At 61.9% G+C, this 23,984-nt stretch carries 18 protein-coding genes; 16 read left to right on the top strand and 2 right to left on the bottom strand.

The genetic code is table 11. The features are described 5' to 3' along the window. Positions 1–241 precede the first annotated feature (241 nt). The 15 genes from ACQY7R_RS12655 to ACQY7R_RS12585 all read left to right on the top strand — a co-directional run bounded on the left by ACQY7R_RS12655 (position 242) and on the right by ACQY7R_RS12585 (position 18,119). Positions 242–892, top strand: coding sequence for a cytochrome c3 family protein (locus ACQY7R_RS12655; protein WP_428305958.1), 651 nt, complete (start codon positions 242–244; stop codon positions 890–892). A 55-nt stretch (positions 893–947) separates the two neighbouring features. Continuing rightward, the gene (locus tag ACQY7R_RS12650; RefSeq protein WP_428305957.1) at positions 948–3,950 is read left to right on the top strand and encodes a TAT-variant-translocated molybdopterin oxidoreductase; all 3,003 of its coding nucleotides are present in this window, start codon (positions 948–950) and stop codon (positions 3,948–3,950) included. A gap of 28 nt (positions 3,951–3,978) precedes the next feature. Beyond that, positions 3,979–5,370, top strand: coding sequence for an NrfD/PsrC family molybdoenzyme membrane anchor subunit (gene nrfD, locus ACQY7R_RS12645; protein WP_428305956.1), 1,392 nt, complete (start codon positions 3,979–3,981; stop codon positions 5,368–5,370). Then, a complete protein-coding gene (locus ACQY7R_RS12640) occupies positions 5,363–5,920 on the top strand; it encodes a DUF3341 domain-containing protein (RefSeq protein ID WP_428305955.1) in 558 nt (185 codons plus the stop codon). Before nrfD ends, ACQY7R_RS12640 begins: the two co-directional genes overlap by 8 nt. A gap of 49 nt (positions 5,921–5,969) precedes the next feature. Beyond that, positions 5,970–6,605, top strand: a complete 636-nt coding sequence (locus ACQY7R_RS12635; protein ID WP_428305954.1) for a c-type cytochrome — start codon at positions 5,970–5,972, stop codon at positions 6,603–6,605. After that, positions 6,602–7,873, top strand: a complete 1,272-nt coding sequence (locus tag ACQY7R_RS12630; RefSeq protein ID WP_428305953.1) for a hypothetical protein — start codon at positions 6,602–6,604, stop codon at positions 7,871–7,873. Before ACQY7R_RS12635 ends, ACQY7R_RS12630 begins: the two co-directional genes overlap by 4 nt. 1 nt (position 7,874) lies before the next feature. Continuing rightward, positions 7,875–8,342 (top strand): hypothetical protein, encoded by a 468-nt coding sequence (locus ACQY7R_RS12625; RefSeq protein ID WP_428305952.1) that lies wholly within the window; start codon positions 7,875–7,877, stop codon positions 8,340–8,342. Beyond that, complete coding sequence (locus ACQY7R_RS12620; protein ID WP_428305951.1) at positions 8,339–9,271, top strand: SCO family protein; 933 nt, start codon at positions 8,339–8,341, stop codon at positions 9,269–9,271. The genes ACQY7R_RS12625 and ACQY7R_RS12620 overlap by 4 nt, the downstream gene beginning before the upstream one ends. A 45-nt stretch (positions 9,272–9,316) precedes the next feature. Beyond that, positions 9,317–10,375 carry a cytochrome c oxidase subunit II gene (gene coxB, locus ACQY7R_RS12615; RefSeq protein ID WP_428305950.1) on the top strand — a complete coding sequence of 353 codons (1,059 nt, stop codon included), beginning with the start codon at positions 9,317–9,319 and terminating at the stop codon, positions 10,373–10,375. Beyond that, positions 10,372–12,018: a cytochrome c oxidase subunit I gene (gene ctaD / locus ACQY7R_RS12610; RefSeq protein ID WP_428305949.1), complete on the top strand. Its 1,647-nt coding sequence runs from the start codon at positions 10,372–10,374 to the stop codon at positions 12,016–12,018. The genes coxB and ctaD overlap by 4 nt, the downstream gene beginning before the upstream one ends. Then, on the top strand, positions 11,981–12,682 hold the full coding sequence (locus ACQY7R_RS12605) for a cytochrome c oxidase subunit 3 family protein (protein WP_428305948.1): 702 nt from the start codon (positions 11,981–11,983) through the stop codon (positions 12,680–12,682). Before ctaD ends, ACQY7R_RS12605 begins: the two co-directional genes overlap by 38 nt. A 66-nt stretch (positions 12,683–12,748) precedes the next feature. Then, complete coding sequence (locus ACQY7R_RS12600) at positions 12,749–13,222, top strand: cytochrome C oxidase subunit IV family protein (protein WP_428305947.1); 474 nt, start codon at positions 12,749–12,751, stop codon at positions 13,220–13,222. 262 nt (positions 13,223–13,484) lie between these two features. Beyond that, positions 13,485–14,360, top strand: a complete 876-nt coding sequence (locus ACQY7R_RS12595) for a DUF4189 domain-containing protein (RefSeq protein WP_428305946.1) — start codon at positions 13,485–13,487, stop codon at positions 14,358–14,360. 337 nt (positions 14,361–14,697) lie between these two features. Further along, on the top strand, positions 14,698–15,516 hold the full coding sequence (locus ACQY7R_RS12590; RefSeq protein WP_428305945.1) for an ABC transporter ATP-binding protein: 819 nt from the start codon (positions 14,698–14,700) through the stop codon (positions 15,514–15,516). A 152-nt stretch (positions 15,517–15,668) separates the two neighbouring features. Then, positions 15,669–18,119 (top strand): FtsX-like permease family protein, encoded by a 2,451-nt coding sequence (locus ACQY7R_RS12585; protein ID WP_428305944.1) that lies wholly within the window; start codon positions 15,669–15,671, stop codon positions 18,117–18,119. A 46-nt stretch (positions 18,120–18,165) separates the two neighbouring features. Here the strand turns inward: ACQY7R_RS12585 and ACQY7R_RS12580 are convergent, their stop codons facing one another. Further along, the gene (locus ACQY7R_RS12580) at positions 18,166–19,137 is read right to left on the bottom strand and encodes a hypothetical protein (RefSeq protein ID WP_428305943.1); all 972 of its coding nucleotides are present in this window, start codon (positions 19,135–19,137) and stop codon (positions 18,166–18,168) included. Between the two features lie 306 nt (positions 19,138–19,443). Further along, positions 19,444–22,182, bottom strand: a complete 2,739-nt coding sequence (acnA, locus tag ACQY7R_RS12575) for an aconitate hydratase AcnA (protein ID WP_428305942.1) — start codon at positions 22,180–22,182, stop codon at positions 19,444–19,446. Between the two features lie 202 nt (positions 22,183–22,384). On the opposite strand from acnA, the gene ACQY7R_RS12570 reads away from it, so the two are divergent. Next, positions 22,385–23,908, top strand: coding sequence for an Nramp family divalent metal transporter (locus ACQY7R_RS12570; protein WP_428305941.1), 1,524 nt, complete (start codon positions 22,385–22,387; stop codon positions 23,906–23,908). Positions 23,909–23,984 lie beyond the last annotated feature (76 nt).

The raw sequence follows: 23,984 nt of genomic DNA, 5'->3' as shown, positions 1-23,984 counted from the left end.
TCTCAAGAACAGAGGGCTCTTGCGTGACGATGAGCGGATCATCGTTTCGCTGCTCGCGGCTTTACGCAATGAATTGAAAAACCCGCGGAAAGTCGAGCCTTCCCAGCCCATTTGGCCCTTGCAGACATTACCCTTCGCCGCGCATTATAGTGCTTCGGCGCAACCCACCTGAATTCATCCCACCTGCCCGCAGAACAGAGAGCTCCGCGTCGCATCGATGGCTCAGATATTTCATCCCAGCATGAACACAATTGCCCGCGCCAGCATTTTTGGCGCGGTGTTCATTCTCGCTGGCGCCGGCGGAATTTTATGGACCCTGCTTCGTTCGTCCTACGCGACGCAAGTCGGCGTGGTGCGACCTCAGCCGGTTGAATTCAGCCACGAGCATCACGTCTCCGGCCTCGGCATCGATTGCCGCTATTGCCATACGTCGGTCGAGTCGAGCCCGTTCGCAGGCATCCCGCCGACGGCGACTTGCATGACCTGCCACTCGCAGATTTGGGCCGACAGCCCGAAGCTGGAAGTGGTGCGAGCGAGCTTCCGCAGCGGCGAATCGATTCCGTGGACGCGCGTGCACGACCTGCCCGACTTTGCTTACTTCGACCACAGCATCCATGTCGCCAAGGGCGTCGGATGCGTGTCGTGTCACGGTCGCGTCGACGAGATGCCGTTGATGTGGCGTGCGAAGACGTTGCACATGCAGTGGTGCATTGAGTGCCATCGCAATCCCGAGCCAAACATCCGCCCGCGAGACAAGGTATTTTCGATGGAGCCGCTCCCCTCGGCCCCGGAGAAGACCGACGCCGAACCAGGCGTTTCCAACGTCGCTATCGATCTGATGCAAGTTCATCAGATTGCCAGCGAGACGAATTGCTCCGTTTGTCACCACTAAGAAGCGGTGGCCGTCGTTCGATTTAAGCGACGGTGAGCTACTAGAAGGACCAGTCGTGAGTTGCCATCATAAGCCGCCCCAGAGCGAGGCTCCCCAAGAGTCGTCGATGCCGAAGTTCTGGCGGAGCTTCGAGGAGTTAGCCGGAGATCCCGCCTTCGAGGAACGCCTCGTGCGCGAGTTTCCGCGCCTGGCCTCGGTGTGGGAGCAATCGCCGACAGATCGCCGCCGCTTTCTGCAGTTGATGGGCGCCTCGGTCGCGCTGGCTGGCGCCACGGGTTGCAACCACAGTCCTTCCGAACAAATTATGCCGTACGTCCGGCAGCCCGACCGGATTACCCCGGGCTTGCCGAATTACTTCGCCACGGCGATGCCCAACAGCGACGGCGCCATCGGCCTCGTCGCGACCAGCAACATGGGCCGGCCGACGAAGCTTGAAGGCAACAAGCTCCACAGCGCCAGCCTCGGGGCGACCGACGCGTTCGCTCAGGCCTCGCTGCTAACGATGTACGATCCCGACCGTTCGCAAACGGTCAAGCATCTCGGGATCATTGCCACGTGGGGCGATTTTGTCGGCGCCATCCGCGGCGCTCTGCCGGCCGGCGGCGATGGCGCCGGCTTGCGGATCTTGAGCTCGCCGGTGACTTCGCCGACGCTGGCTCGCCAACGCGAAGCGCTGCTCGCCGCGTTGCCGCAGGCCCGTTGGCATCAGTTTGAGCCAGTTAGTAACGACAGCGCTCGCCAGGCAGCGCAGCTTGCCTTCGGCGCCGATCTTGCGCCGATCTACGATTTCACCAATGCGGATGTGGTCGTCGCGATTGATTCGGACTTCCTGTCGCGCGGCGGCGCTTCGGTGCGTTACTCGCACGACTTCATGTCGCGCCGCGGCGTGGAGAGCGAGACGCAGTATCCCGGCCTGGGGCCGAATCGTCTTTACTCGATCGAGAGCACCTACACGCCGACTGGGGCCGCCGCCGACAACCGGTTGCCGCTGAGCCCGTCGCAGTCGGAGCAGTTCCTCCGGGCGCTCGCTCGCAAACTCGAGATTGCCGGGGCTCTGCCCGCCGACCTGCCGGGCGGCGTCGACGTGAAGTGGCTCGATGCGGTGGCCAGCGATCTGCAGAGCAAGCGCGGCCGCTCAATCGTGATTGCTGGCGACCACCTGCCGGCGTCGGCGCATGTGTTGGCCTACGCGATCAACGCGGAACTCGGCAACGTCGGCCCGACGGTTAACTATATCGAATCGATCGCCGCCGGCGGGGAAGACTCGGCCGCCTCGATGCGCGAACTGACCGACGCCCTGAACGGCGGTCAGGTGCAGGCGCTGATCATTCTCGATGGCAACCCGGTCTACGACGCTCCGGTCGACCTGAACTTCGCCCAAGCGATTCGCAAGACACCGCTCGCCGTTCACCTGAGCCTGTTCGAAGACGAAACGTCGGAGTTGTGCCACTGGCACATTCCTGCGGCTCACTACCTCGAGTCGTGGAGCGACGCTCGCGGTTACGACGGCACGGCGGCGATCGTGCAGCCGATGATCGCCCCGCTCTACAACGGCAAGACGTCTCACGAAGTGGTCGCGGCGATTGCCGACCCGACGATCGAGTCGAGTTACAATCTGGTCCGCGCCACGTGGCAAGCGGCTTTGGGCGGCGGCTTCGAAGAAGGCTGGCACAAAGCACTCGCCGACGGCGTCATTGCCGATACCAAGTTCAAAACGCAAACGGCGACGGTCCAAGGCGACGCCGTGGCGAACTTGCCGGCGATTCCGGCGGTCGCGGGCAACCTCGCATTCGAGATGGTGCTGCTGCCCGATCCCACGATCGGCGACGGTCGTTACGCCAACAACGGCTGGCTGCAAGAAGCGCCGAAGCCGATGAGTAAGCTGACTTGGGATAATGCCGTCCTGATTGGCAAGGCGGACGCCGACGAGCTGAATCTAAAGACCGGCGATATTGTCCGCATCGAATCGGGCGGCCAGGAGGTGAAGGCCCCCGTTTGCATCATGCCGGGCCACGGTCCGGGCAGCATCACTTGCCACTTCGGTTACGGTCGAACGCTGGCAGGGAAGATTGGTTCGAAGATCGGCTTCGATGCGTACAAGTTCCGCACGTCGCACGGCGGTTACATTGCCCGCGACGCCGAGCTGAAGAAGACCGGCGAAAAGATGGCCCTTGCCATCACGCAGACGCATCACGAAATCGACGGCCGCAACATCGTTCACTCGACGACGGTCGAAGAGTTCAAGAAAGACCCGCAGGGGATTTTGCCCGACGCCGTTCGTGGCCCATTCGCGTCGTTGCTTCCGCTGTGGGAAGACTACGACAAGGAAAACTTCGCCTGGGGCATGGCGATCGATCTGACCAAGTGCTCGGGCTGCAACACTTGCGTCATGGCCTGCCAAGCGGAAAACAACATCCCGATCGTCGGCAAAGAGCAAGTGCTCAACAACCGCGAGATGGCCTGGATTCGGATGGACCTCTACTATTCCGGCGATCCGGAGAGTCCCGAGGCGATTCACCAGCCGATGCTCTGCCAGCATTGCGAGAAGGCGCCGTGCGAAGTCGTCTGCCCGGTCGCTGCGACGACCCACAGCGACGAAGGTCTCAACGAGATGACCTACAATCGCTGCGTCGGTACGCGGTACTGCTCGAACAACTGCCCGTACAAGGTTCGCCGTTTCAACTTCTTCCAATATTCCGACACGACGACCCCGGTGCTGCAACTGATGCGGAACCCGGAGGTAACGGTTCGCAACCGCGGCGTGATGGAGAAGTGCACCTACTGCGTCCAGCGGATCAATCACGCTCGGATCGACGCCAAGAAGGAAGGCGTCGAGAAGGGTGAGAAACCATCGCTAGTCGACGGTACGCTGCAGACGGCTTGCCAACAGGCATGCCCGTCGCAGGCGATTGTCTTCGGCAATATTAACGACTCCGAGAGCCGCGTCGCCAAGTTGAAGCAGGACGCCCGTAACTACGGAGCGCTTTCGGAACTCGGCGTTCGTCCCCGCACCACCTACCTGGTCCGCTTGCGGAACCCCAACCCAGCGCTCGCTTAGTTAGAGCGGATACTTGAAGGCGCCCTCGATGGCCACATCCCATAGCGATCAACGATCGGCGACAGCCGCAGCGGCGGAAATCCCCGTTCTTGCGCCGGGCCATAGCTACGGCTCCATCACCGATCAGATCAGCTCGATCGTCCTTACCAAGGGGATGTCGCGCGGCTGGTTGTTCGGTCTGGCGGTTTCGTTTCTGCTCGTTCAAGTTTTGCTGGTCAGCGTCGTTTATCTGATTGCTCGCGGCGTCGGCATCTGGGGCATCAACGTCCCGGTCGGCTGGGGTTTCGCGATCATCATCTTCGTCTGGTGGGTCGGCATCGGCCACGCTGGAACGCTGATCTCCGCTGTGTTGTTGCTGCTGAACCAGTCGTGGCGGACGAGTATCAATCGCTTCGCTGAAGCGATGACGCTGTTTGCCGTCGTGTGCGCCGGCATGTATCCGCTGCTTCACTTGGGTCGCATCTGGCTCTTCTACTGGCTGATGCCGATTCCGAACACGATGGGCATTTGGCCGCAATTCCGCAGCCCGCTGCTGTGGGACGTGTTTGCCGTTTCGACGTACATGACGGTGTCGTTCTTGTTCTGGTACACCGGTCTGATTCCCGACCTCGCGACCCTTCGCGATCGGGCCCAAAGCAAGGTCGGCAAGTACACCTACGGCATGTTGTCGTTCGGCTGGCGGAGTTCGGCCCGCCATTGGCGCCGGTTCGACGCCGCCTACCTGCTGCTCGCCGGCATCGCGACGCCGCTCGTCGTCTCCGTGCACACGGTGGTCGGTTTCGACTTCGCGATGTCGATCATCCCCGGCTGGCACAATACGCTGTTCCCCCCCTACTTCGTCGCCGGCGCCATTTACTCCGGCTTCGCGATGGTGCTGACGCTCGCCATTCCGCTGCGAGCTGCTTACGGCCTGCAAGACTTCATCACTGATCGCCATCTCGACAACATGGCGAAGGTCATGCTCGCGACGAGCCTAATGGTGTCGTACGGCTATGTGATGGAAGTCTTCTTCGGGTTCTACAGCGCGAACACCTACGAAGAATATCTGACGATGAATCGCATGGTCGGCCCCTACGCTCCGGCGTTCTGGTCGCTCATTCTGTGCAACACGTTGACGCCGCAGTTGCTGTGGGTTCGCAAGATCCGCCTGTCCCCAGTACTGCTGTGGTGCATCGCGATCGTGGCGAACATCGGCATGTGGCTCGAGCGGTTCGTGATCGTGATCACGAGCCTCCATCGCGACTACCTGCCGTCGTCGTGGGGCATGTTCTACCCGACCTTCTGGGACTGGTCGACGTACATCGGCACGATTGGCGTCTTCCTGTTCTTGCTGTTCCTGTTCATCCGCTTCCTGCCGGTGATTTCGATCTTCGAAATGCGCGAGCTCCTGCATAAAGAGGAGGAGCACCACCATGAGTGATCACCACGGCGCCCCTGAAACTCCCGCTCTGTACGGCGTCCTCGGCGAGTTCGCCGACGCCGACCACCTGCTGGCAGCGGCCCACAAGGTTCGTGAAGCGGGCTACGTGCGGACTGACGCCTACGCTCCGATGCCGGTCCACGGCCTCGCGGAAGCGCTCGGCGCCAAGCGGACGAAGCTGCCGTTCCTCGTGCTGCTCGGCGGCATCGTCGGCGGGTTGGCCGGGTTTGGGCTCTGCTACTATTGCTCGGTCATCGCCTACCCGATGAACATCGGCGGCCGTCCGGTGAACACCTGGCCGGCGTTCATTCCGGTGACGTTCGAAACGACGATTCTCGGCGCTGCGATTACGGCGGTGCTCGGCATGTTGGCCCTCAACGGGCTGCCGATGCCGTACCATCCGCTGTTCAACGTTCCAGAATTCAGTCAGGCGTCGCAGAGCCGGTTTTTCATTTGCATTGAGTCCAAAGATAAGAAGTTCGACGAGGTCGCTGCGAGCGATTTCCTCCGCAGCATCGGCGCCACGCATGTGACGACGGTCGACAACTAACCGCATCCCATTTTTCAACAAGCGCCCAGCGCCCAACCACCAGCGCCCCATGGTTTCGCGACCGCGACAACTCGCACGCCCTTCCCTCGCGTGGGCGCTTTCTCTGCCGGCGCTGCTCGCGCTGGCTGGGTGCCATCGCGATATGTACGACCAGCCGCGCCTTGAGCCGCTGGAGAAGAATACGTTCTTCGACGATGGCCGTTCCTCGCGTCCGCTCGTCGAAGGAGTGGTCGAGTACGGCGCGATCTCGCCGAACGACGTCTTTAACAGCGGCAAGGTCAACGGTCAGTTCACCGACGAACTGCCCGAGTCGATCGAGTTGAACGCCGCATTGCTGAAGCGGGGCGAACAGCGATTCAACATCTTCTGCAGCAACTGCCACGGCTTCTCCGGCGACGGCGACGGCATGATCGTCCTCCGCGGTTACCGCAAGCCGCCGACGTATCATAGCGATCGTCTCCGCGGGATGCCGCTTGGTTACTTCTTCGACGTCGCCACGAACGGCTTCGGCGTTATGCCGAGCTATGCGTCGCAGATTCCAGTGAAGGATCGTTGGGCGATGGCCGCTTATGTGCGAGCGCTGCAACTCACTCAGTACGCCAAGCTTGACGACGTCCCCGAGGCCGAACGTCAACAACTCGAAAACGCCCAGCCAGCTACCACCCAGTCGCCGAGCGCTCCGTGACCGCCGCATCGAACCCACAACCCGCCGCCCGTTCGCCGCTGCCATTCGCCGCCGGCGCGATTGTCGTCGGCGCTATCGTCGGTGCGGTCGGCTGGTCGCAGAACCATCACCAGTTCTTCGCGTCGTACCTAGTTGCGTGGCTGTTCTGGAACGGCCTCGTACTGGGCAGCATCGCGCTGCAACTGCTCCACAACCTTTCGGGAGGCAAGTGGGGCGACGCGATTCGGCCCTACCTGCGCGCCACCACCGGGTTGCTGCCGGTCACGGCGATCTTGTTCATCCCGATCGCGTTGAACTTGTCGCAAGTCTACGAATGGGCCGACCCCGCAATCGTCGCGGGCGACGCGATGCTGCAGTACAAGGCGAAGTTCTACCTCAACGTCGAATTTTTCCAGATTCGCGCAGGGATCTACTTCACCCTCTGGTTCCTGCTGCTCGGCCTACTCAGTTGGCAGGCTCGCACGAACGCCGCGCCTGATAGCCCCGCGCACCATCGCTTTCGTCGGTTTAGCGGCGTTGGTCTGGGCCTGCATGGCTTGGCGGTGACGTTCTCGGCGATTGACTGGATGATGTCGCTTGAGCCGCACTGGTTCTCGGCGATTTACGGCGTGATCATCTTCGCCGCGCAAGGCGTCGGCGCCTTGGCGCTCGCGATCTTCCTCGCCACTCGCGACGCTCGCCGCGCTCCGTCGATCACTCCGTACCAGATCGATCAATTCCACGATCTCGGCAAGCTGATGGCCGGCTTGATCATGTTCTGGATGTACGTGAATTTCTCGCAGCTCTTCATCATCTGGTACGGCAACCTACCAGAAGAGGTGGTCTGGGTGATCCGACGCCTAGATCATGGCTGGTTGTGGGTCGCGATCTCGCTGCTGGTCTTCCACTGGATCGTGCCGTTTTTCGGTCTACTCAATCGCGACTGGAAGCGGGATCCGGCCCGGCTCGGCTTCATGGCGCTGCTCGTGGTCTGCATGGAGTGGGTGATGTACGTTTGGTACGTCGAACCCTCCGCTCAGGCCTACTTCGCACATCTTGCTCACTTGGCCCACGAAGCTAGCCACGGCGCCGCGGAAGCCGCGCACGATGGCGCCCATGCGGCCGCCGAGCACGAATATCACGGCTTCTTCCCCTGGATCGACGCTGGCCTGACGGTTGGCATCGGCGGCGTCTGGTGGCTGGTCTTCAATCGTCGCCGGCCGAAGACCTTCGCTCAGGCCGAGGCCGCTGCTTCGAAGCAGAAAAAGAAGAAGGGGGGGCACCACTAAGATGTCCGACCACAAGACAGACGACCAACGTCACGAAGAAGAACTGCCGCATCTCCATACGACGGCTGCGCACGTCCATGAAGATAGCGACGTCAGCATTAGCTCGCTCGGCATGTTCCTCGGAGCGCTCGCGATCACGATGGTCGTGACCGGCGCCGTGGTGGTGGGCCTATTCGATCTCTTCCTCGACCAAGCAGAAGAGGCCGACATTTCGCCGTCGCCGCTCGCCGAGTCGGGCGAGCCGCCGGCGCCTCCCGGACCGCTGCTCCAAGTTGCCGAGCGGCTCGACTTGCGGCTCTACCGCGCGTCGCAGGAGAAGCAGATTCACGAAACCGCCTGGGTCGACCGCGATCGTGGCATCGTTCGCATCCCGATCGAGCGGGCGATCGAAATCACCGCCGAGCGCGGGCTCCCCGATTGGCCCCCCGTCGCGCAAGGCGTCGCGGCCGAATCTGGAGCCGCCCAATGATTACCCACATAGCGAATTTGAACTCGCGTGCTGCACGGCTCATCGGCATGGTTGCTCCGGCGATCATGCTTGCGATCGCCCTGTTCGCAGCGCCGCTCCAGGCGGCGACCGATGAAGAACTCTCGCCGATGTTGATGTCGCCCGATGCGGTCGCCATCAAGGAAGTACAGTTCCATCAACGCCTCGACAACCAAGTCGACGTTGACGCCAAGTTCACAAATTCTGACGGCAAAGAAGTCACGCTCGCCGACTGCATGGACGGTAAGCCGACCGTCTTCGTGTTGGCTTACTACCGCTGCCCGCGGTTGTGCAACATGGTCCTCAATAGCGCGGCGAAGACGTTGCAAGCGATCGACTTTGAAGCAGGTAAGGATTTCAACATCGTCGTCGTCAGCTTCGACGCTACCGACACAGTCGAGATCGCCGCCGACAAGAAGAATTCAGTCGTTCATGCGTTCAATCGCAATGGCGACGCAGCCGGCTGGAACTTCCTCATCGGCGATCAAGAAACGGTGAAAGCCGCAGCCGATTCCGTCGGTTTCCAATACGTCTACGACAAGAAGAGCAACGAATACGCCCACGCCAGCGGGATCGTCATCCTCACGCCCGAAGGTCGCGTTTCACGCTACTTCTACGGCATCGATTACCCGACGCGCGACGTGCGGCTCGGCTTGGTGGAAGCCTCGCAGGGGCAGATCGGTTCGCCGGTCGATGAACTACTGCTGCTTTGTCTGCATTACGATCCAACGAATGGCAAATACGGCTTGGCGATTTTGAACTTGGTCCGCGCCGGCGGATTGCTGACCGTCGCTGCGATGGTGGGCTTCATTGGCCTCTCAATCCGCCATGATCGGCAGGCAGCGCCCGTAGCCAAGACGCCATTCGAAACAGACTCGCAGCCTGGCGCTCCGCCCAGCCACGATAACTAACGTCAGGAAACGCTAACCCCTTCCTTCAGGAGGGGGGATTGTGGAATGAATACTGAATTCCAAATATTCCCCGACGCCGCCTCCACCGCCGCGGGCCAGGTCGACGCGCTCTACCTGTTCCTCGTCGTGCTGTCGGTCGTGCTGTCGGCGTTTGTCGCGGGGCTGATCACCTACTTAGCGATCCACTATCGCCGCGCGAACAAGGTGAATCGCGAGTACGTTGACCACGGCAACACGATCGAATTCGTCGCGATGGCGATTTCGTTCCCCATCCTGATGGGCATCTTCCTGTGGGGCGCCAAGGTTTGTTTCTTCCTGTTCCGTGCTCCTGAACACGCGATGCCGATCACCGTCGTCGCGAAGCAGTGGATGTGGAAATTCCAGCACGCTGACGGCCGCCGCGAAATCGACACGCTCCACATTCCGACCGGCCAGCCGGTGAAGCTGACGATGGTCAGCCAAGACGTGATTCACAGTTTCTTCGTGCCAGCCTTCCGGACGAAACAAGACGTGCTGCCGGGGCGTTACACTTCGACTTGGTTCGAAGCGACTGAGCCGGGCGAGTATCGCCTGTACTGCGCCGAGTATTGCGGCACGAACCACAGCCGCATGATCGGCAAGGTGATCGTCCAGTCGCCCGACGACTTCGCTCGTTGGATGAGCGGCGACGCCGCCAGCGACGAACCGCCGGCCGAAACGGGCCGCAAATTGTTCGAGCAGTACCAATGCGGCACGTGCCATCGTCCTGCCAACGAAGAAGGCGCTCGCGGCCCGACGCTTGAGGGGCTCTTCCAAAGCCGCGTCCCGCTGGCTGGCGGCCAGACGGTGGCTGCAGACGAAACGTACATCCGCGAGTCGATTCTCCGCCCCGCTCAAAAGCAGGTTGCCGGCTACCAGCAGATCATGCCGACGTATGAAGGCCAGATCAGCGAAGAAGGAGTCATGCACCTGATCGCTTACATCAAAACGCTGGGAGCGCCTGCTGCGACGTCGTCGCCGGCAGCGGCCGCTGCGGGAGGCCAACCGGCTGCTCCTGCCGCGGAGCCAACTGCTCCCGCCACCCAAGACAACGCAGCTAACGACAGCGAAGGGACCACGCCATGAGCGCCGTTATCGAACACGAAACGGCCCCCGCCCCGACTGACCGGGAGCCTAAAAACTATCTGAATGCCGCGTGGACGGTCCGTTCGTGGTTGCTCACCGTCGATCACAAGCGGATTGGGTTGCTGTACTTGGCTGGCATCAGCTTCTTCTTCTTTCTAGGCGGCGCCGCTGCGGTGGTGTTCCGTTTGGAGTTGATGACGCCCCAGTCTGATCTCGTGGAAGCGGAGACTTACAACAAGCTCTTCACGCTCCACGGCATCATTATGATCTTCTTTTTCTTGGTCCCCGGCATTCCGGGCGTACTAGGAAACTTTCTCGTGCCGATCATGATCGGCGCGCGCGATATGGCGTTTCCCAAGCTCAACTTGATGAGCTGGTACTTGTTCATGATCGGCGGGTGCTTCACGCTGTTCGTCACCGTCTCGGGCGGCGTCGACACCGGTTGGACCTTCTACACGCCGTACAGTAGTACCTACAGCAACACGTACGTGATGGCGACGGCGGTCGGTATTTTCATTACCGGCTTCTCGTCGATTCTCACCGGTTTGAACTTTATCGTCACCGTTCACAAGATGCGCTGCCCGGGCATGACCTGGTTCCGGCTGCCGCTGTTCATTTGGGCCAACTACGCCACCGCGCTCATCATGGTTCTCGGCACGCCGGTGCTGGCGATCACGATCTTGCTGGTCGCGCTCGAACGCGGCCTCGGCATCGGCATCTTCGATCCCCGGCTCGGCGGCGATCCGGTGTTGTTCCAACACTTGTTCTGGTTCTACTCTCACCCGGCCGTGTACATCATGGTGCTGCCGGCGATGGGCGTGATCAGCGAGCTGGTCGCCGCGTTCTCGCGGAACCGCGTCTTCGGTTACAAGCTCGTCGCCTTCGCGAGCCTCGCGATCGCGGTCCTCGGCTTCCTTGTCTGGGGCCATCACATGTTCGTGTCAGGCCAAAGCTTGTACGCCGGTATGGTGTTCTCGGTCCTCAGTATGCTGATCGCGATTCCGTCGGCGATCAAAGTCTTCAACTGGGCCCTGACGTTGTGGCGCGGCGAGGTCTCGTTCAACACGCCGCTACTCTATGCCTTGGGCTTCTTGGGCCTGTTTACGATCGGCGGTCTGACCGGCCTATTCCTCGCCACGCTTGGTGTCGACGTTCACGTTCACGACACCTACTTCGTCGTCGCTCACTTCCACTATGTGATGGTCGGCGGCACGGTGATGGCCTACCTCGGCGGCATCCACTACTGGTGGCCGAAGATGACCGGCCGCATGTACCCCGAAGGTTGGGCACGCTTCTCGGCGGTGCTGGTCTTCGTCGGGTTCAACCTGACGTTCTTCCCGCAGTTCATTCTGGGCTACCTCGGCATGCCGCGGCGGTATCACGTTTACGACGAAGGCTTTCAGGTGTTGAACGTCATGTCGTCAGCCGGCGCTTCGATCCTCGGCATCGCGTACTTGTTCCCGATTACCTACCTAATTTGGTCGCTGAAGTACGGCGAAAAGGCCTCGGCCAATCCTTGGAACGCCGTTGGTTTGGAGTGGATGACCTCCTCCCCTCCCCCGACCGAAAACTTCACCGAAACCCCCATCGTCGATTTCGAGGCCTATGAGTACCACCGCAACCCTGCCGACGCCCACGGCTAAAAAAGGCCCGGTCGTCGCGCATCACTTCGACGACTGGAACCAACAGTACGATGCCTGCGTCCTCGGGATGTGGGCGTTCCTGGTCTCCGAAGTCATGTTCTTCGGCGGCGCGATCGCCGTCTACATGATCTATCGGTGGCAGTATCCGATGGCGTTTGCTCACGCGAGCAACACGCTCGATCCGTACCTGGGAACGTTCAACACGTTCATCCTGCTGACGAGCAGCCTGACGGTCGCGCTCGGCGTCCGCTACGCCCACACCGGCGAGAGCCGTAAAGTCGGTTGGATGTTGCTCTCGACGATCGTGCTCGGCACGGCGTTCCTCGGCATCAAGATGTTCGAGTACTACACCAAGTTCCATCACAACTTGGCGCCGCTCTTGAACTTGCCGTTCGACTGGGCGGGCGAAGATCCGGGGCCGACGAAAATCTTCTTCGGCCTCTACTTCGGCATGACCGGCATCCACGCGCTGCACATGATCATCGGCGTCGTGTTAATGGCCCTGTATATTCCGGCCGCGTTCCGCAATGAATACCGCGACGGCAATTCCTTGGCGGTCGAAGTGATTGGCCTCTATTGGCATTTCGTCGATCTGGTTTGGATCTTCCTGTTCCCGCTGCTGTATTTGGTCGACCGCGCGATCACGACGCCGCCGGCGTTGTAAGCAGCGTTCAGCGTTAGCGACCGGCGATTGCCCTGACTTCCGACCTCTGACCTCTCCCGCACTCCCATGTCCAACGCAGACGAACATACTGGCCTCGGCGCTTACTTCCTCGTCTACGCCTTGCTGATGGTCGGCTTGTTGGCGACGGTGGCGGTGGCGTTTGTGCCGCTGGGGAATTGGAATCTTGTCGTTGCGCTGACGATTGCCTTCACCAAGGCAATCCTCGTCGTGCTAATCTTCATGCACGTGTTAAACTCACCGCGGCTGACGTGGATCGCGGTGTCTGCTGGACTGATCTGGCTGGCGATCATGCTCAGCCTGATGATGGCTGACTATCTGACTCGTTCGTGGCTCCCGACGCGGGCGCCGGCCGACATGGCTCTGCCGACTTACCGCGAGCTTGTCCCGCTGTCGGAGAATGCCGTTCACGCCCCGCATGGGCACGATGAGCACGCCGAAGAGAAAGATGGCGCCGCCGCCCATGCCGATGAAGCCCACGAAGAGGCGGTCGTCGATCCGGCCAATGCCGACGAGGAATAACCTCACGGGGGCTTTCCCACTACGGGCCTCTTTTCGCCTCAAACGGGCGAGGTTACCCCGCGAATTACGCTAAGCGATGCAAATTCGGGGGCGGGAGTTCTGTTGGAATTTGCGATAGTTTGCGGCATTCGTGGGCGAATCCGTTGGTTCGTCGCTGATTGCCTCCCGCCGCTATCGGGCTTATCATAGCGGGCGTCTGGCATTCTCTTCTCCTTTTCAGACCGCCTCCCGACTCTCTCTTCCTCGTCCGTGGAGCATCTTCATGTCGCATGCTAGCCGCTGCGCGCGTTTTGCCGCGCCCCTCTCGACCTTGCTGATTGCTGTACTCGCCGCGTTAGCTGTTGCCGCGCCTCAAGCGGCGCACGCTCAAACCGGCTACGTCGCCGCAATCGCTTACTCGCAAAGCACCGGTAAGGTCGGCCACTCGGCCCGCCAGGCCCGCACCGAGCAAGCGGCCAAATCGCTTGCCATCCGTGCGTGCAACGAGCCCGACGCCAAAGTCTGGATGTGGGCGCAAGACCAATGGGTGGCGATTGCGACTGCCGATAAACTTATCGGCGCCGCTGGATTCGGCCGAGGCAAGACGGCCGAAGAAGCGCAGCAGAAAGCGCTCGACGAGTGCGCCAAGCGGGCCCACGGCGCCCCCTGCAGCGTGGCGCTCTGCACGCACAGTAGCGGCGCTCGCCCCCGGCAACTTCTGAAGCGCGAGGGCGATCCGGAACTCGTCGCCGCACGGCAAGCCGGCTATGTCGCCGCGATCGCTTATTCGCCCAAGACCGGTAAGATTGGCTCTAGCGCGGGCGTCGCGCGCTCGAAGAAAGAAGCCCACGAGTTCGCGCTCAAGGAGTGCGACGCCGACGATGCGAAGGTTTACATGTGGGGGCCTGAGTGGGTCGCCGTCGCCACGGTTGAAGATCGGCCCGGCGTCGCCGGGTTTGCCCCGGGCGCCACTCGCGAAATCGCGGAACGCGCCGCGCTTGAGCAGGCGCAAAAGCTTTGCCGCGACGGCAAGTGTCAAATCACGCTCGCCGTTCACGCCGCCGGCGAACCGAAGCCGAAAACAGCCGCTAAACCTGTCGCGGAGAAGGTTTCGACCGAAGCCGAGGCGCCCACGCTCAGTTTCCCAGCCGGCAACTAACGCGAGTTGCATGAAATAACGTCACCATTCTGAGCGGAGCGAACAATCTCGACGCTTGTTCGCTCCGCCAGTTTATTTCTACGCCTGGTATCGGAAGTATTGCGGCCAGCCGCGATCTGTTGCCGGACCTCCGCGAGTTGCATTCAGCTCGTCGCAGCACCTTCGCCAAACCCCGCAAAGCGCACATCTCCACGGCGGAGCGTCCCGCGGCCCATTACGGCAACACCACCCAGCCGCGCCATCCCTGCTAAACCGGCATGATCCTTGCTAAATTGATGGGCTAGGAGTGCAGCTCAATGGCTGTCGTCCTCGTGCAACTTACCGCCTCGGATCCACCATGCCGCCCGTCACTGCCGCCGCTGAAACTCGTCAGGTCAAGAAATCGTTCGCCTCCGGCGAGGCGGCGGTTCAAGCCGTTCGCGGCGTGACGGTCGCCATCCATTCGGGCGAACTCACCGCAATCGTCGGCCCATCGGGTTGCGGTAAAAGCAGCTTGCTGAGCATGCTCGGCGCCATCGACACGCCAACCTCTGGCCAAGTTCTGATCGGCGGCGTCGACGTCGCCACGCTCAGCGATTACGAGCGGACCCTCCTCCGCCGGCGGCAGATCGGATTCGTTTTTCAAGCGTTCAACCTGATGCCGACGCTTTCTGCATTGGAGAACGCGGCCCTTCCTTTGGAACTCGACGGGGTCTCGCAGCGCGAGGCCCATGAACGCGCCCGCGTAGGACTCGAACAAGTTGGCCTTGGCAAGCGGGTTGACCATCTACCGAGCCAGATGTCCGGCGGCGAGCAGCAACGCGTCGCCGTCGCTCGCGCGTTGGTCACCAATCCGACGATCCTCCTGGCCGACGAGCCGACCGGTAATCTCGACACCACCGGCGGCGAGCAGGTAATGAAGCTCCTCCGCGAGCTCGTCGGCGAACATGGCCAGACTGTCGTTATGGTGACGCACGACAATGAAATCGCCGCCGCCGCAGATCGCGTGCTGCGGATGCGCGACGGGTTGCTCGCCAGCGACTACCGCCCGAGCGCGATCGCCGCCGTCCCGGCGCCGATGTCGATCGTTCCGGCCGCCAAATCGGCGGTTGGGCAAACGGGCTCGAAACCCGCGCCGCAGACGCCGAAGAAGAAAACCACGAAACGCCGTAAGTAGGCATTAGTTCCGACGCCGACGCTTCCGGTTCGAGAACATCCTGCGTCCTGTTTCTCCGCACTCCCCCCATTTCCGCGTTTCGCCCCGCCATGATTTATAAGCGCTTAGGTCTGCGTGAAGCCCGTCAGCATCCTGGGCGCGCGATCCTCACAATGGCGAGCGTCGCCATCGGCGTGGCGGCGTTCGTGGCGGTGACGTTTACGACACGTTCCACGCAAACCGCGTTCGACGAAATCTTCCAATCGCTCGCCGGTCGCGCTTCGCTGGAAATCGTCGCCCCAATCGGTCAGGCCATTCCGGCATCCGTCGCGGCCGACGTCGCCGGCATCTCGGGAGTCGAGGCGATCGCCCCGCGGCTGCAGCGGCCGGCGATCATGATCGTCAAGGAAAAGGACCGCGTTCAACTCGTCGCCGCGGCGATCGACTTGCAGCGGGACGCGAAGGTTCATGAGTACAAAATCGTCGATGGACAGCCGCTGACCGATTCCAAAGGAGCCCTGCTTAGCAAGCTCCTCGCCGAGAGCCTTGGAGTTAAAGTTGGCGACGAGGTGGGGCTGCTCACCCGCAGCGGCATGATTCCGCTGAAAATTGTCGGCCTGTTTGCGTCGAATACGTCGACGATGTCGGCTCAAGGCGCCGGACTGTTGATCCCCCTGCGCGGCGGCCAGGTCTGGTTCCGCGCGAAAGGCCAACTCGACACGATTCAAATCGTGCTGGACAAAGAGGCTGACGAGGAACAGGTCAAGAAAGAGATCGAATCGCGCCTGCCAAACAACGCCGAGTTACGGCTGCCGACCGGCCGTAGCGAAATGGCCAAAGCGACGGTCCTGTCGACGAATCAGGCGCTGTTCATGGCGCGAGCGTTCATTCTGCTCGTCGCCGTGTTCGTCATCACCAACACCTTTTTAATCAGCGTGACCCAACGCCGCCGCCAACTTGGCATCTTGCGAGCAATTGGCGGGGCCCGCGGGCAGATTGCGGCGCTGGTGATGAGCGAAGCGTTCGTCATGGGCGTCGCCGGTACGATTGTCGGCTCGGTAATTGGCGTGCTTATCGCGCGGTATCTCAACATGGCGATGGGAGCAATGTACGGAACGACGCTTCCGCCGCTTCACCTTGATAAAGAGCCGTTCCTGCTGGCGGCCTTATTCGGCATCGGCATGTCGATGGTCGGCGCTATTGTGCCGGCGCTGAAGGCCTCGCGGCTCAATCCGCTCGATGCTCTCCGCGATGTGCTGCCGGATGAAATCGAAGGCGGATCGCGCTGGTTGGTTGCGTTCGGCTTTTTCACGGTTTTTGTCTGCGCCGTTTTGCTCGCGCTCAGCATCACCGGGTACCTACCCAGCAGCGTCGCCGTCTACGCCGGCGTGCTAGGCCTCGTTGGATTGGTGCTCATTCTACCCGCCGCGCTACCGACGATCACGCGCACCGTCGCGGCGATCCTCCCGCCGCGGATGCGCGTCGAAGGCCGCATCGCGAGCCGGCAATTGCTGATCCACCGTTCGCGGACGACGCTCACGGTGGGCGTCGTATTTATCGCTGCCAGCGCGGCCATCGGCCTCGCCAGCACGGTGCTCGACAATGTCCAAGACGTGAAGGATTGGTACAACAAAACGTTGATCGCCGACTTCTTCATCCGCGCGACGATGCCTGACATGGCGACCGGTTTGGCCGCCGACTTGCCGGACGGTCTGGGCGACGAAATCCTGGAAGTCGACGGCGTCGAGGGAATCGACTCGATCCGCCTGATTAGTGCGAAGGCGGAAAAGGAAAACGTGATCTTGATCGTCCGCGGATTCGACGACGATTCATTGCAGCAGTTCGACGTCGTTCGCGGCGACGAATCGAAGATTCGCGAGCAGATGGCCGACGGCGAAGTCGTCATCGGTTCAGTTCTCTCGCAACGTACGAATCTGAACGTCGGCGATTCGCTGCCGCTCGAAACGGACGAGGGAATCAAGCCATTCCGCATTGCGGCGATCGTCACGGACTACCAGGCGGGCGGCCTCACTGTCTACATGGATCGCGGCACGGCGGAGAAGCAACTCGACATTGGCGGCGTCGACGTGTACGTCGTCAAAGCCGACCGCGAAAAAATCGATACAGTGCGGCGAGACCTTTTGGATCTCGTGCAAGACAAGGGCCTGATTTTGCAGTCGTTCTCCGAATTGCAAACTCAGATCGAGGGCATGATGGCCGGCGTCGACGCCGGCCTCTGGGGGTTGGTGGCGCTTGGGCTGCTGGTGGCGACCTTCGGCGTCGTCAACACGCTGATGATCAGCGTGCTGGAGCAAACGTTCGAGTTCGGCTTGCTTCGCGTCGTCGCCGCCACGCGTGCTCAGATTCGAAAGATCATCTTCGCTCAGGCGTTGATCGTCGCGGTGATGGCAATGGCGCCGGCGGTGATCACTGGTATGGGCATCGCGTACCTCATCAACTTGGCGACGTACTCCGTGACTGGGCGCATCATCGACTTCCAGTTCCACCCCTCGCTGACGTTCGGAGCATTCTTCGCCGGGTTACTGACGATCGTGATCGCCGCCTGGGCGCCGGCGGAACGGGCGTCGCGCGTGCCGCTGGGCGGGATGTTGCGGGTGCGGTAGTCGAGGAACCCTCGGCCGCTTGTCGATGGTCGATGGTTAAGGGTGGCTATTCGTTGAGTGCTGGGGCGTTCGGAGCGACTAGCTCGACGCCTGCTCGGCGGCTAGTTCGCAGCGTCATCGACATCAGCAGCACCGTGAGCGCGAGCAGGACGCACGTACGATAAGTTTGCCGTCGATCGCTGCCGCCCCACGCAAGCGCGGCGAGCGACTGCATCACGCCGAGGGCGACCCACACGCCGCCTGCCAAGCCGACAGTTGCGAGCCAGTTCTCGCCCATCATCGACTGCTGAGCGGCCTCGTCGCTCGCGAGCAGCAGCCAGATGCCGACCGGGATCTGCAGTGCGGTGGCGCCAAGGGCCCAGGCCGCCAATCGTCGCGTGGTGAGGTCTTCGTCGGCCGCTGTTGACGAAGCTTCAGCTGTGTCAACAGCGCGCATGCCGGCGAGCGCGATCACCGCCGTGCAACCGACGGCGACTGATGCGAGGGCGAAGTGGGCCCATAGCGAAAGAATCTCCGGTCGCCCCCAGAGCTTGAGAAGCGCATCGCGATCGATCACCTCCACGTCGGTCCAATCGGCGTCGGCCGCGAGTTCGCCGATGACGCCCATGAGCGGCGGGAAATGGTAGACGAGGTTGCTCGTAGCGAAAAGCGCGAGGAACCAAGTCGTCTTTGGCCAGCGCGTTAGTTTCCAAGCGGCGCCGAGGCTGCCTAGCGAGACCAGGATTTCCGCCCCGGCGAACCAGTAGGTGTTCTCGGGGAATCGCGCGAGGGCTGCACGCATGCCTGCGCTCGGCGCTAGGAGCATCGCCCCGCCGACGATGGCTCCGATGGCGAGGGCGCCGATAGAGGCGGCGAGGGCTCGTCGCGCGCCGCGTTCCAGGCGCTCGCGGCGTTCCCCTTCATCATTCGGCAGCCGCAAGCTCCGCCGCCGCAACCACGCCCCGGCAAGCGGCGCCGTCGATGCGATGTTCATCGCCAGCAAATGGACCGCCAACAAGAGCGTCGTCAACGCTTGCACTTCTCTTTGCTCCGCATGCTGTGAAAAGAACCATTGTAGCAGCTGCCGTAGAGTCTTTTTGAGCGTAGGGAAGAAGTCTCTCGCAGAGACGCAAAGGCGCAGAGGAATGCGGGAGCTCTGGTATGTGTCGAACGTTTTTCGTGTCCTTTCGTGTATTTCGTGGTTAAATCTCCTTCGCTCAATGACCGAATAGACGCGGCGATTAGGGTATGAAAAAAGCGATCCTGGAGACTCGCTCCAGGATCGCTCGATACTCAACTCAATTAAACTTCAAACCAGCGCCCAGCATCCAGCGCCTCGCAACTTCTACCCCTTCAGCAACTTCCGCGTCACCGTGTGCAGAATGCCGCCGTTGCGGTAGTAGTCGAGTTCCACCGGCGTGTCGATGCGGACCGTCACCGGGAAGGTGAGGGTCGTCTCACCGTCGGTTCCGAGCTTGCGGTGGGCGACGACGTTCATCGTTTGCCGCGGCTTGAGGTCGTCGTTCAGTTCGGGGAAGTCGAAGATCTCTTCGCCCGTGAGTCCCAACGACTGCCACGACGTGCCGGCCGGCAGTTCCAGCGGCAGCACGCCCATGCCGACGAGGTTGCTGCGGTGGATCCGCTCGTAGCTCGTCGCGATCACCGCACGGACGCCCATCAGGAATGTTCCCTTGGCGGCCCAGTCGCGGCTCGAACCGGTGCCGTACTCAGCGCCGGCGAGGATCACCAACGGCGTCCCCTCGGTTTTGTACTTCATCGCCGCATCGTAGATGCTCAGCACTTCGCCGTCCGGTAGGTGGCGAGTGACGCCCCCCTCGGTGCCGGGAGCCATGTGGTTGCGAATGCGGATGTTTGCGAACGTGCCGCGGGTCATCACGCGGTCGTTGCCGCGGCGGGCGCCGTAGCTGTTGAAGTCGATCGGCTCGACGCCGTTCTCGACCAAAAACTTGCCGGCCGGGCTCGCCTTCGCGATCGAACCGGCAGGCGAGATGTGGTCGGTCGTCACCGAGTCGCCCAGCGCCGCCAAGCAGCGGGCGCCGGTGATCGACTTGATCGGGCTGACTTCGGGGGTGAGATCGACCAGGAACGGCGGTTCCTGGATGTAAGTGCTCTTCGGATCCCACTCGTAGAGTTCGCCGCCCGTCACTTGGATGGCGTTCCACTTGGGGTTCTTTTGCCAGACGTTGTCGTACTGCTTCTGGAACATCTCCGGCAGCACGCTCGCGTCGACGACCGACTTCACTTCGGCGTGGGTCGGCCAAATGTCGCGGAGGTAGACCGCCTTGCCGCCGGTGCCCGTGCCGAGCGGCTCGGTCGCCATGTCAACGTCGGTCGTGCCGGCGAGGGCGTAGGCCACCACCAGCGGCGGGCTGGCGAGGTAGTTTGCCTTCACGTGGGGATTGATGCGGCCTTCAAAGTTCCGGTTGCCCGATAGGACGCCCGAGACGATGAGGTCGTTCGACTGCACCGCGTTGGCGATCGGATCGGGCAGCGGACCGCTGTTGCCGATGCAGGTGGTGCAGCCGTAGCCGACCGTGTTGAAGCCGATCTTGTCGAGGTACGTGTCGAGGCCCGCCTTCTCGAAGTAGTCGGTCACGACGCGGCTACCGGGGGCGAGGCTCGTCTTCACGTGCGGCGGCACGGTGAGACCGTGCTCTACGGCCTTCTTCGCCACGAGGCCGGCGGCGATCATCACCGACGGGTTGCTCGTGTTCGTGCAGCTGGTGATCGCCGCAATGACGACGCTGCCATGCTCCACGGGGAAGGTCTTGCCGTCGAGTTGCACGTCGACGGCGGTGGCATGACCGTTCGGCGCCGGCTTCTTGTAGGTTTCGACGAGGTCGCGCGACCAAGCCGACTTCATCGAGGCGAGCGGAATCCGATCTTGCGGCCGCTTCGGACCGGCGAGGCTCGGCTCGACCGTCGAGAGGTCGAGTTCGACCGTTGACGTGAAGACCGGCGCCGGCGAATCGTCGGTGCGGAACAGCCCCTGCTCCTTGGCGTACCGCTCAACGAGCTGCACTTCCGAGGGCGTGCGCCCGGTCCGCTCAAGGAAGCGGAGCGTTTCGTTGTCGATGGGGAAGAAGCCCATCGTGGCGCCATATTCGGGCGACATATTTGCAATCGTCGCCCGATCGGCGAGCGACATCGTCGAGACGCCACTGCCGTAGAACTCGACGAACTTGTTCACCACGCCATGCTTGCGGAGCTGTTGGGTGACCATCAGCACGAGGTCGGTCGCGGTCGCCCCCGGTGGCAGCGAGCCGGTCAGCTTCATGCCGACGACTTCGGGCATGAGCATGTAAATCGGCTGGCCAAGCATCACGCCTTCGGCTTCGATGCCGCCGACGCCCCAACCAACGACGCCGAGGCCGTCGATCATCGTCGTATGGCTGTCGGTGCCGACGAGCGAATCAGGATAGGCGACGTTGCCGGCGTGATCTTGGCCGATGAAGACGCCCTTGGCCAAGTATTCCAGGTTCACTTGGTGAACGATGCCGGTCCCCGGCGGCACGACGCGGAAGTTATCGAACGCCGTTTGGCCCCAGCGGAGGAACTCGTAACGCTCGGCGTTGCGGGAGAATTCAAGCTCGATGTTCTGGTCGAGCGATTGGCCGGTGCCGAAGAAATCAACCTGCACCGAGTGGTCGATCACGAGGTCGACCGGCACGAGCGGATTGATCTTCTTCGGATCGCCGCCGAGACGCTGCATCGCAGTTCGCATCGCGGCGAGGTCGACGACGCACGGCACGCCGGTGAAGTCTTGCAGCACCACGCGGGCAGGCTTGAAGGGAACTTCGACGCCGTCGCTGCCGGGGGCGAGGACGCCGCGGCTCTCGGTCCAGTTGGCGAGGTTCTTGACGTCTTGTTCGGTGACGACATAGCCGTCGCAGTTGCGCAACAGCGATTCGAGCAGCACGCGAATCGAGAAGGGAAGTTCGGCCACCTTGGTCAGGCCAAGTTGTTCGAGCTTGGAGAGCCGGTAGATTCCCGCTTGACCGGCGCCGGTGTCAAAAGTGTCGCGAGCTTGAAAGGGATCTTGCTTGAGGGTGGGGGCTGCCATCGAGGCGCATCCTTCCGAGGACCGAAGAATCAACTGGTAAGAGGTAGCCCCCCATTTTATCGCGAAAGCCGGGCCCTGTCTGGTCCTTCTTCTAGGCTGTTTTCGGGGCTTTGGGCGGCTTGTTGGCTGCCTCTCGGCCGCCTAGATTCGAGACCAGCGTTTTCGCACTCTTCTCCCCCTGCTCTCCTCGCCGCCAAACGCCATGCCTGCGCGCGACCCTTACGTCCTCGATCCGTCGCTTGTGGAAGATCCGCCGACCCGTTGGCGGGACAAGCTGAAGTTTCTTGGCCCGGGGCTCGTCCTCACCGCGTCGATCGTCGGCTCTGGTGAGTTGATCGCCACGACCTCGCTGGGAGCAAAGGCCGGATTTACGGCTCTCTGGATCATCCTGGCGAGTTGCGCCGTGAAGGTGGCCTTGCAACTGCAGTTTGGCAGGCACACCATCCTCACTGGCGAGACTTGCCTTACGGCATTCAACAAACTCCCTGGCCCCTCGTGGCGCGGCGCCCACTGGACGATCTGGTGCTGGCTGTTGATTCAGCCGCTGAAGCTGCTGCAAATGGGCGGCATCGTCGGCGGCGTGGCGATGATCATGCACCTCGTGCTGCCGCAGGTGGGAGTCTTTTGGTGGTGTTGGATCACGGCGATCGTCTCCGCAATGATGGTGAGCGGCGAGAGTTATCGCTTCATCGAGCGCGTTTGCGTGGCGCTCGTCGCCGCGTTTACGGCGACGACGCTCATCAGCGTTTTTTCGCTGCAGTGGACCGAGTACGCCATTTCAAGTGGCGACCTCGTCGATGGCCTGCGATTGAAGCTGCCGAGCGACCTGATGATTGCGATGGGGGCCTTCGGGCTCACCGGCGTCGGCGGCGACGAGATCATGCAATACACCTACTGGTTGATCGAGAAGGGTTACGCCGCCCGCACCGGCCCCCCTTCCCCTGGCGACGCCGCCTGGGAACGTCGCGCTCGCGGCTGGATCAACGTGATGTATCTCGACGCCCTCGTTTCGATGGCGGTCTACACCACCGTCACCGCGGCGTTCTACGTCTTGGGCGCCGCGGTGCTGCATGCCCGTGGAGAAACGCCGCAAGGGTACGCGACCATCAACACGCTCGCGCTCATGTACACCGAGTCGCTCGGCGAGTGGGCCCGCAGCATTTTCATGCTGGGGGCGTTCGCCGTGTTGTTCTCCACCGTCTTCTCCGCGCTTGCGGCGTGGACGCGGGTTTTCGCAGACGCAGGCGGCAAGCTGGGGCTGCTTGATTTTCAGAACTCCGGCCAGCGGCGGCGCGCGATCACCATCCTCGCCTGGTTCTTTCCGATCTCGTGGGCCGTCGTCTTCCTGGCGTACAAAGAACCGGTCTACATGGTCACGCTCGGCGGCATGGCGACGGCGGCAATTCTGTTGGTGATCGTGTTCGCAGCGATTGTCTTCCGCTACCAACGCGAAATCCCCGCACTACGTCCCAGCCGGTTCTACGATCTCGCCCTCTGGCTTAGTATTGCGGCCATCGTGGCGATGGCGCTGTATGGCGCTCAGGACGGCATTCGCAAATGGCGAAATGAGAAACCGGCGCAAAACGAGCAGCTTGAACTGCCGCCCGCAGCCGGCATCTCCGCAAAAACGCAAGCATTGGGTTCGAAATCGCAACCGAAATACGACCTGCTCATGCTGGCAACTAGCGGCGAATTGACTCACAATGGCTATTGGCGTCCGCACTAACGCGACGCGATGCGACGTGCATCGTAGATGTTCGACCTATCCTCCGCGCAGCCCCTTCCTCGTCACGAGCGCTCGC

It is taken from the genome of Lacipirellula sp., assembly GCF_965279485.1.
Lineage (GTDB): Bacteria > Planctomycetota > Planctomycetia > Pirellulales > Lacipirellulaceae > Lacipirellula.
The sequence above is the reverse complement of the archived record's forward strand: the minus strand, read 5'-3'. Positions and strand labels throughout refer to the sequence as shown.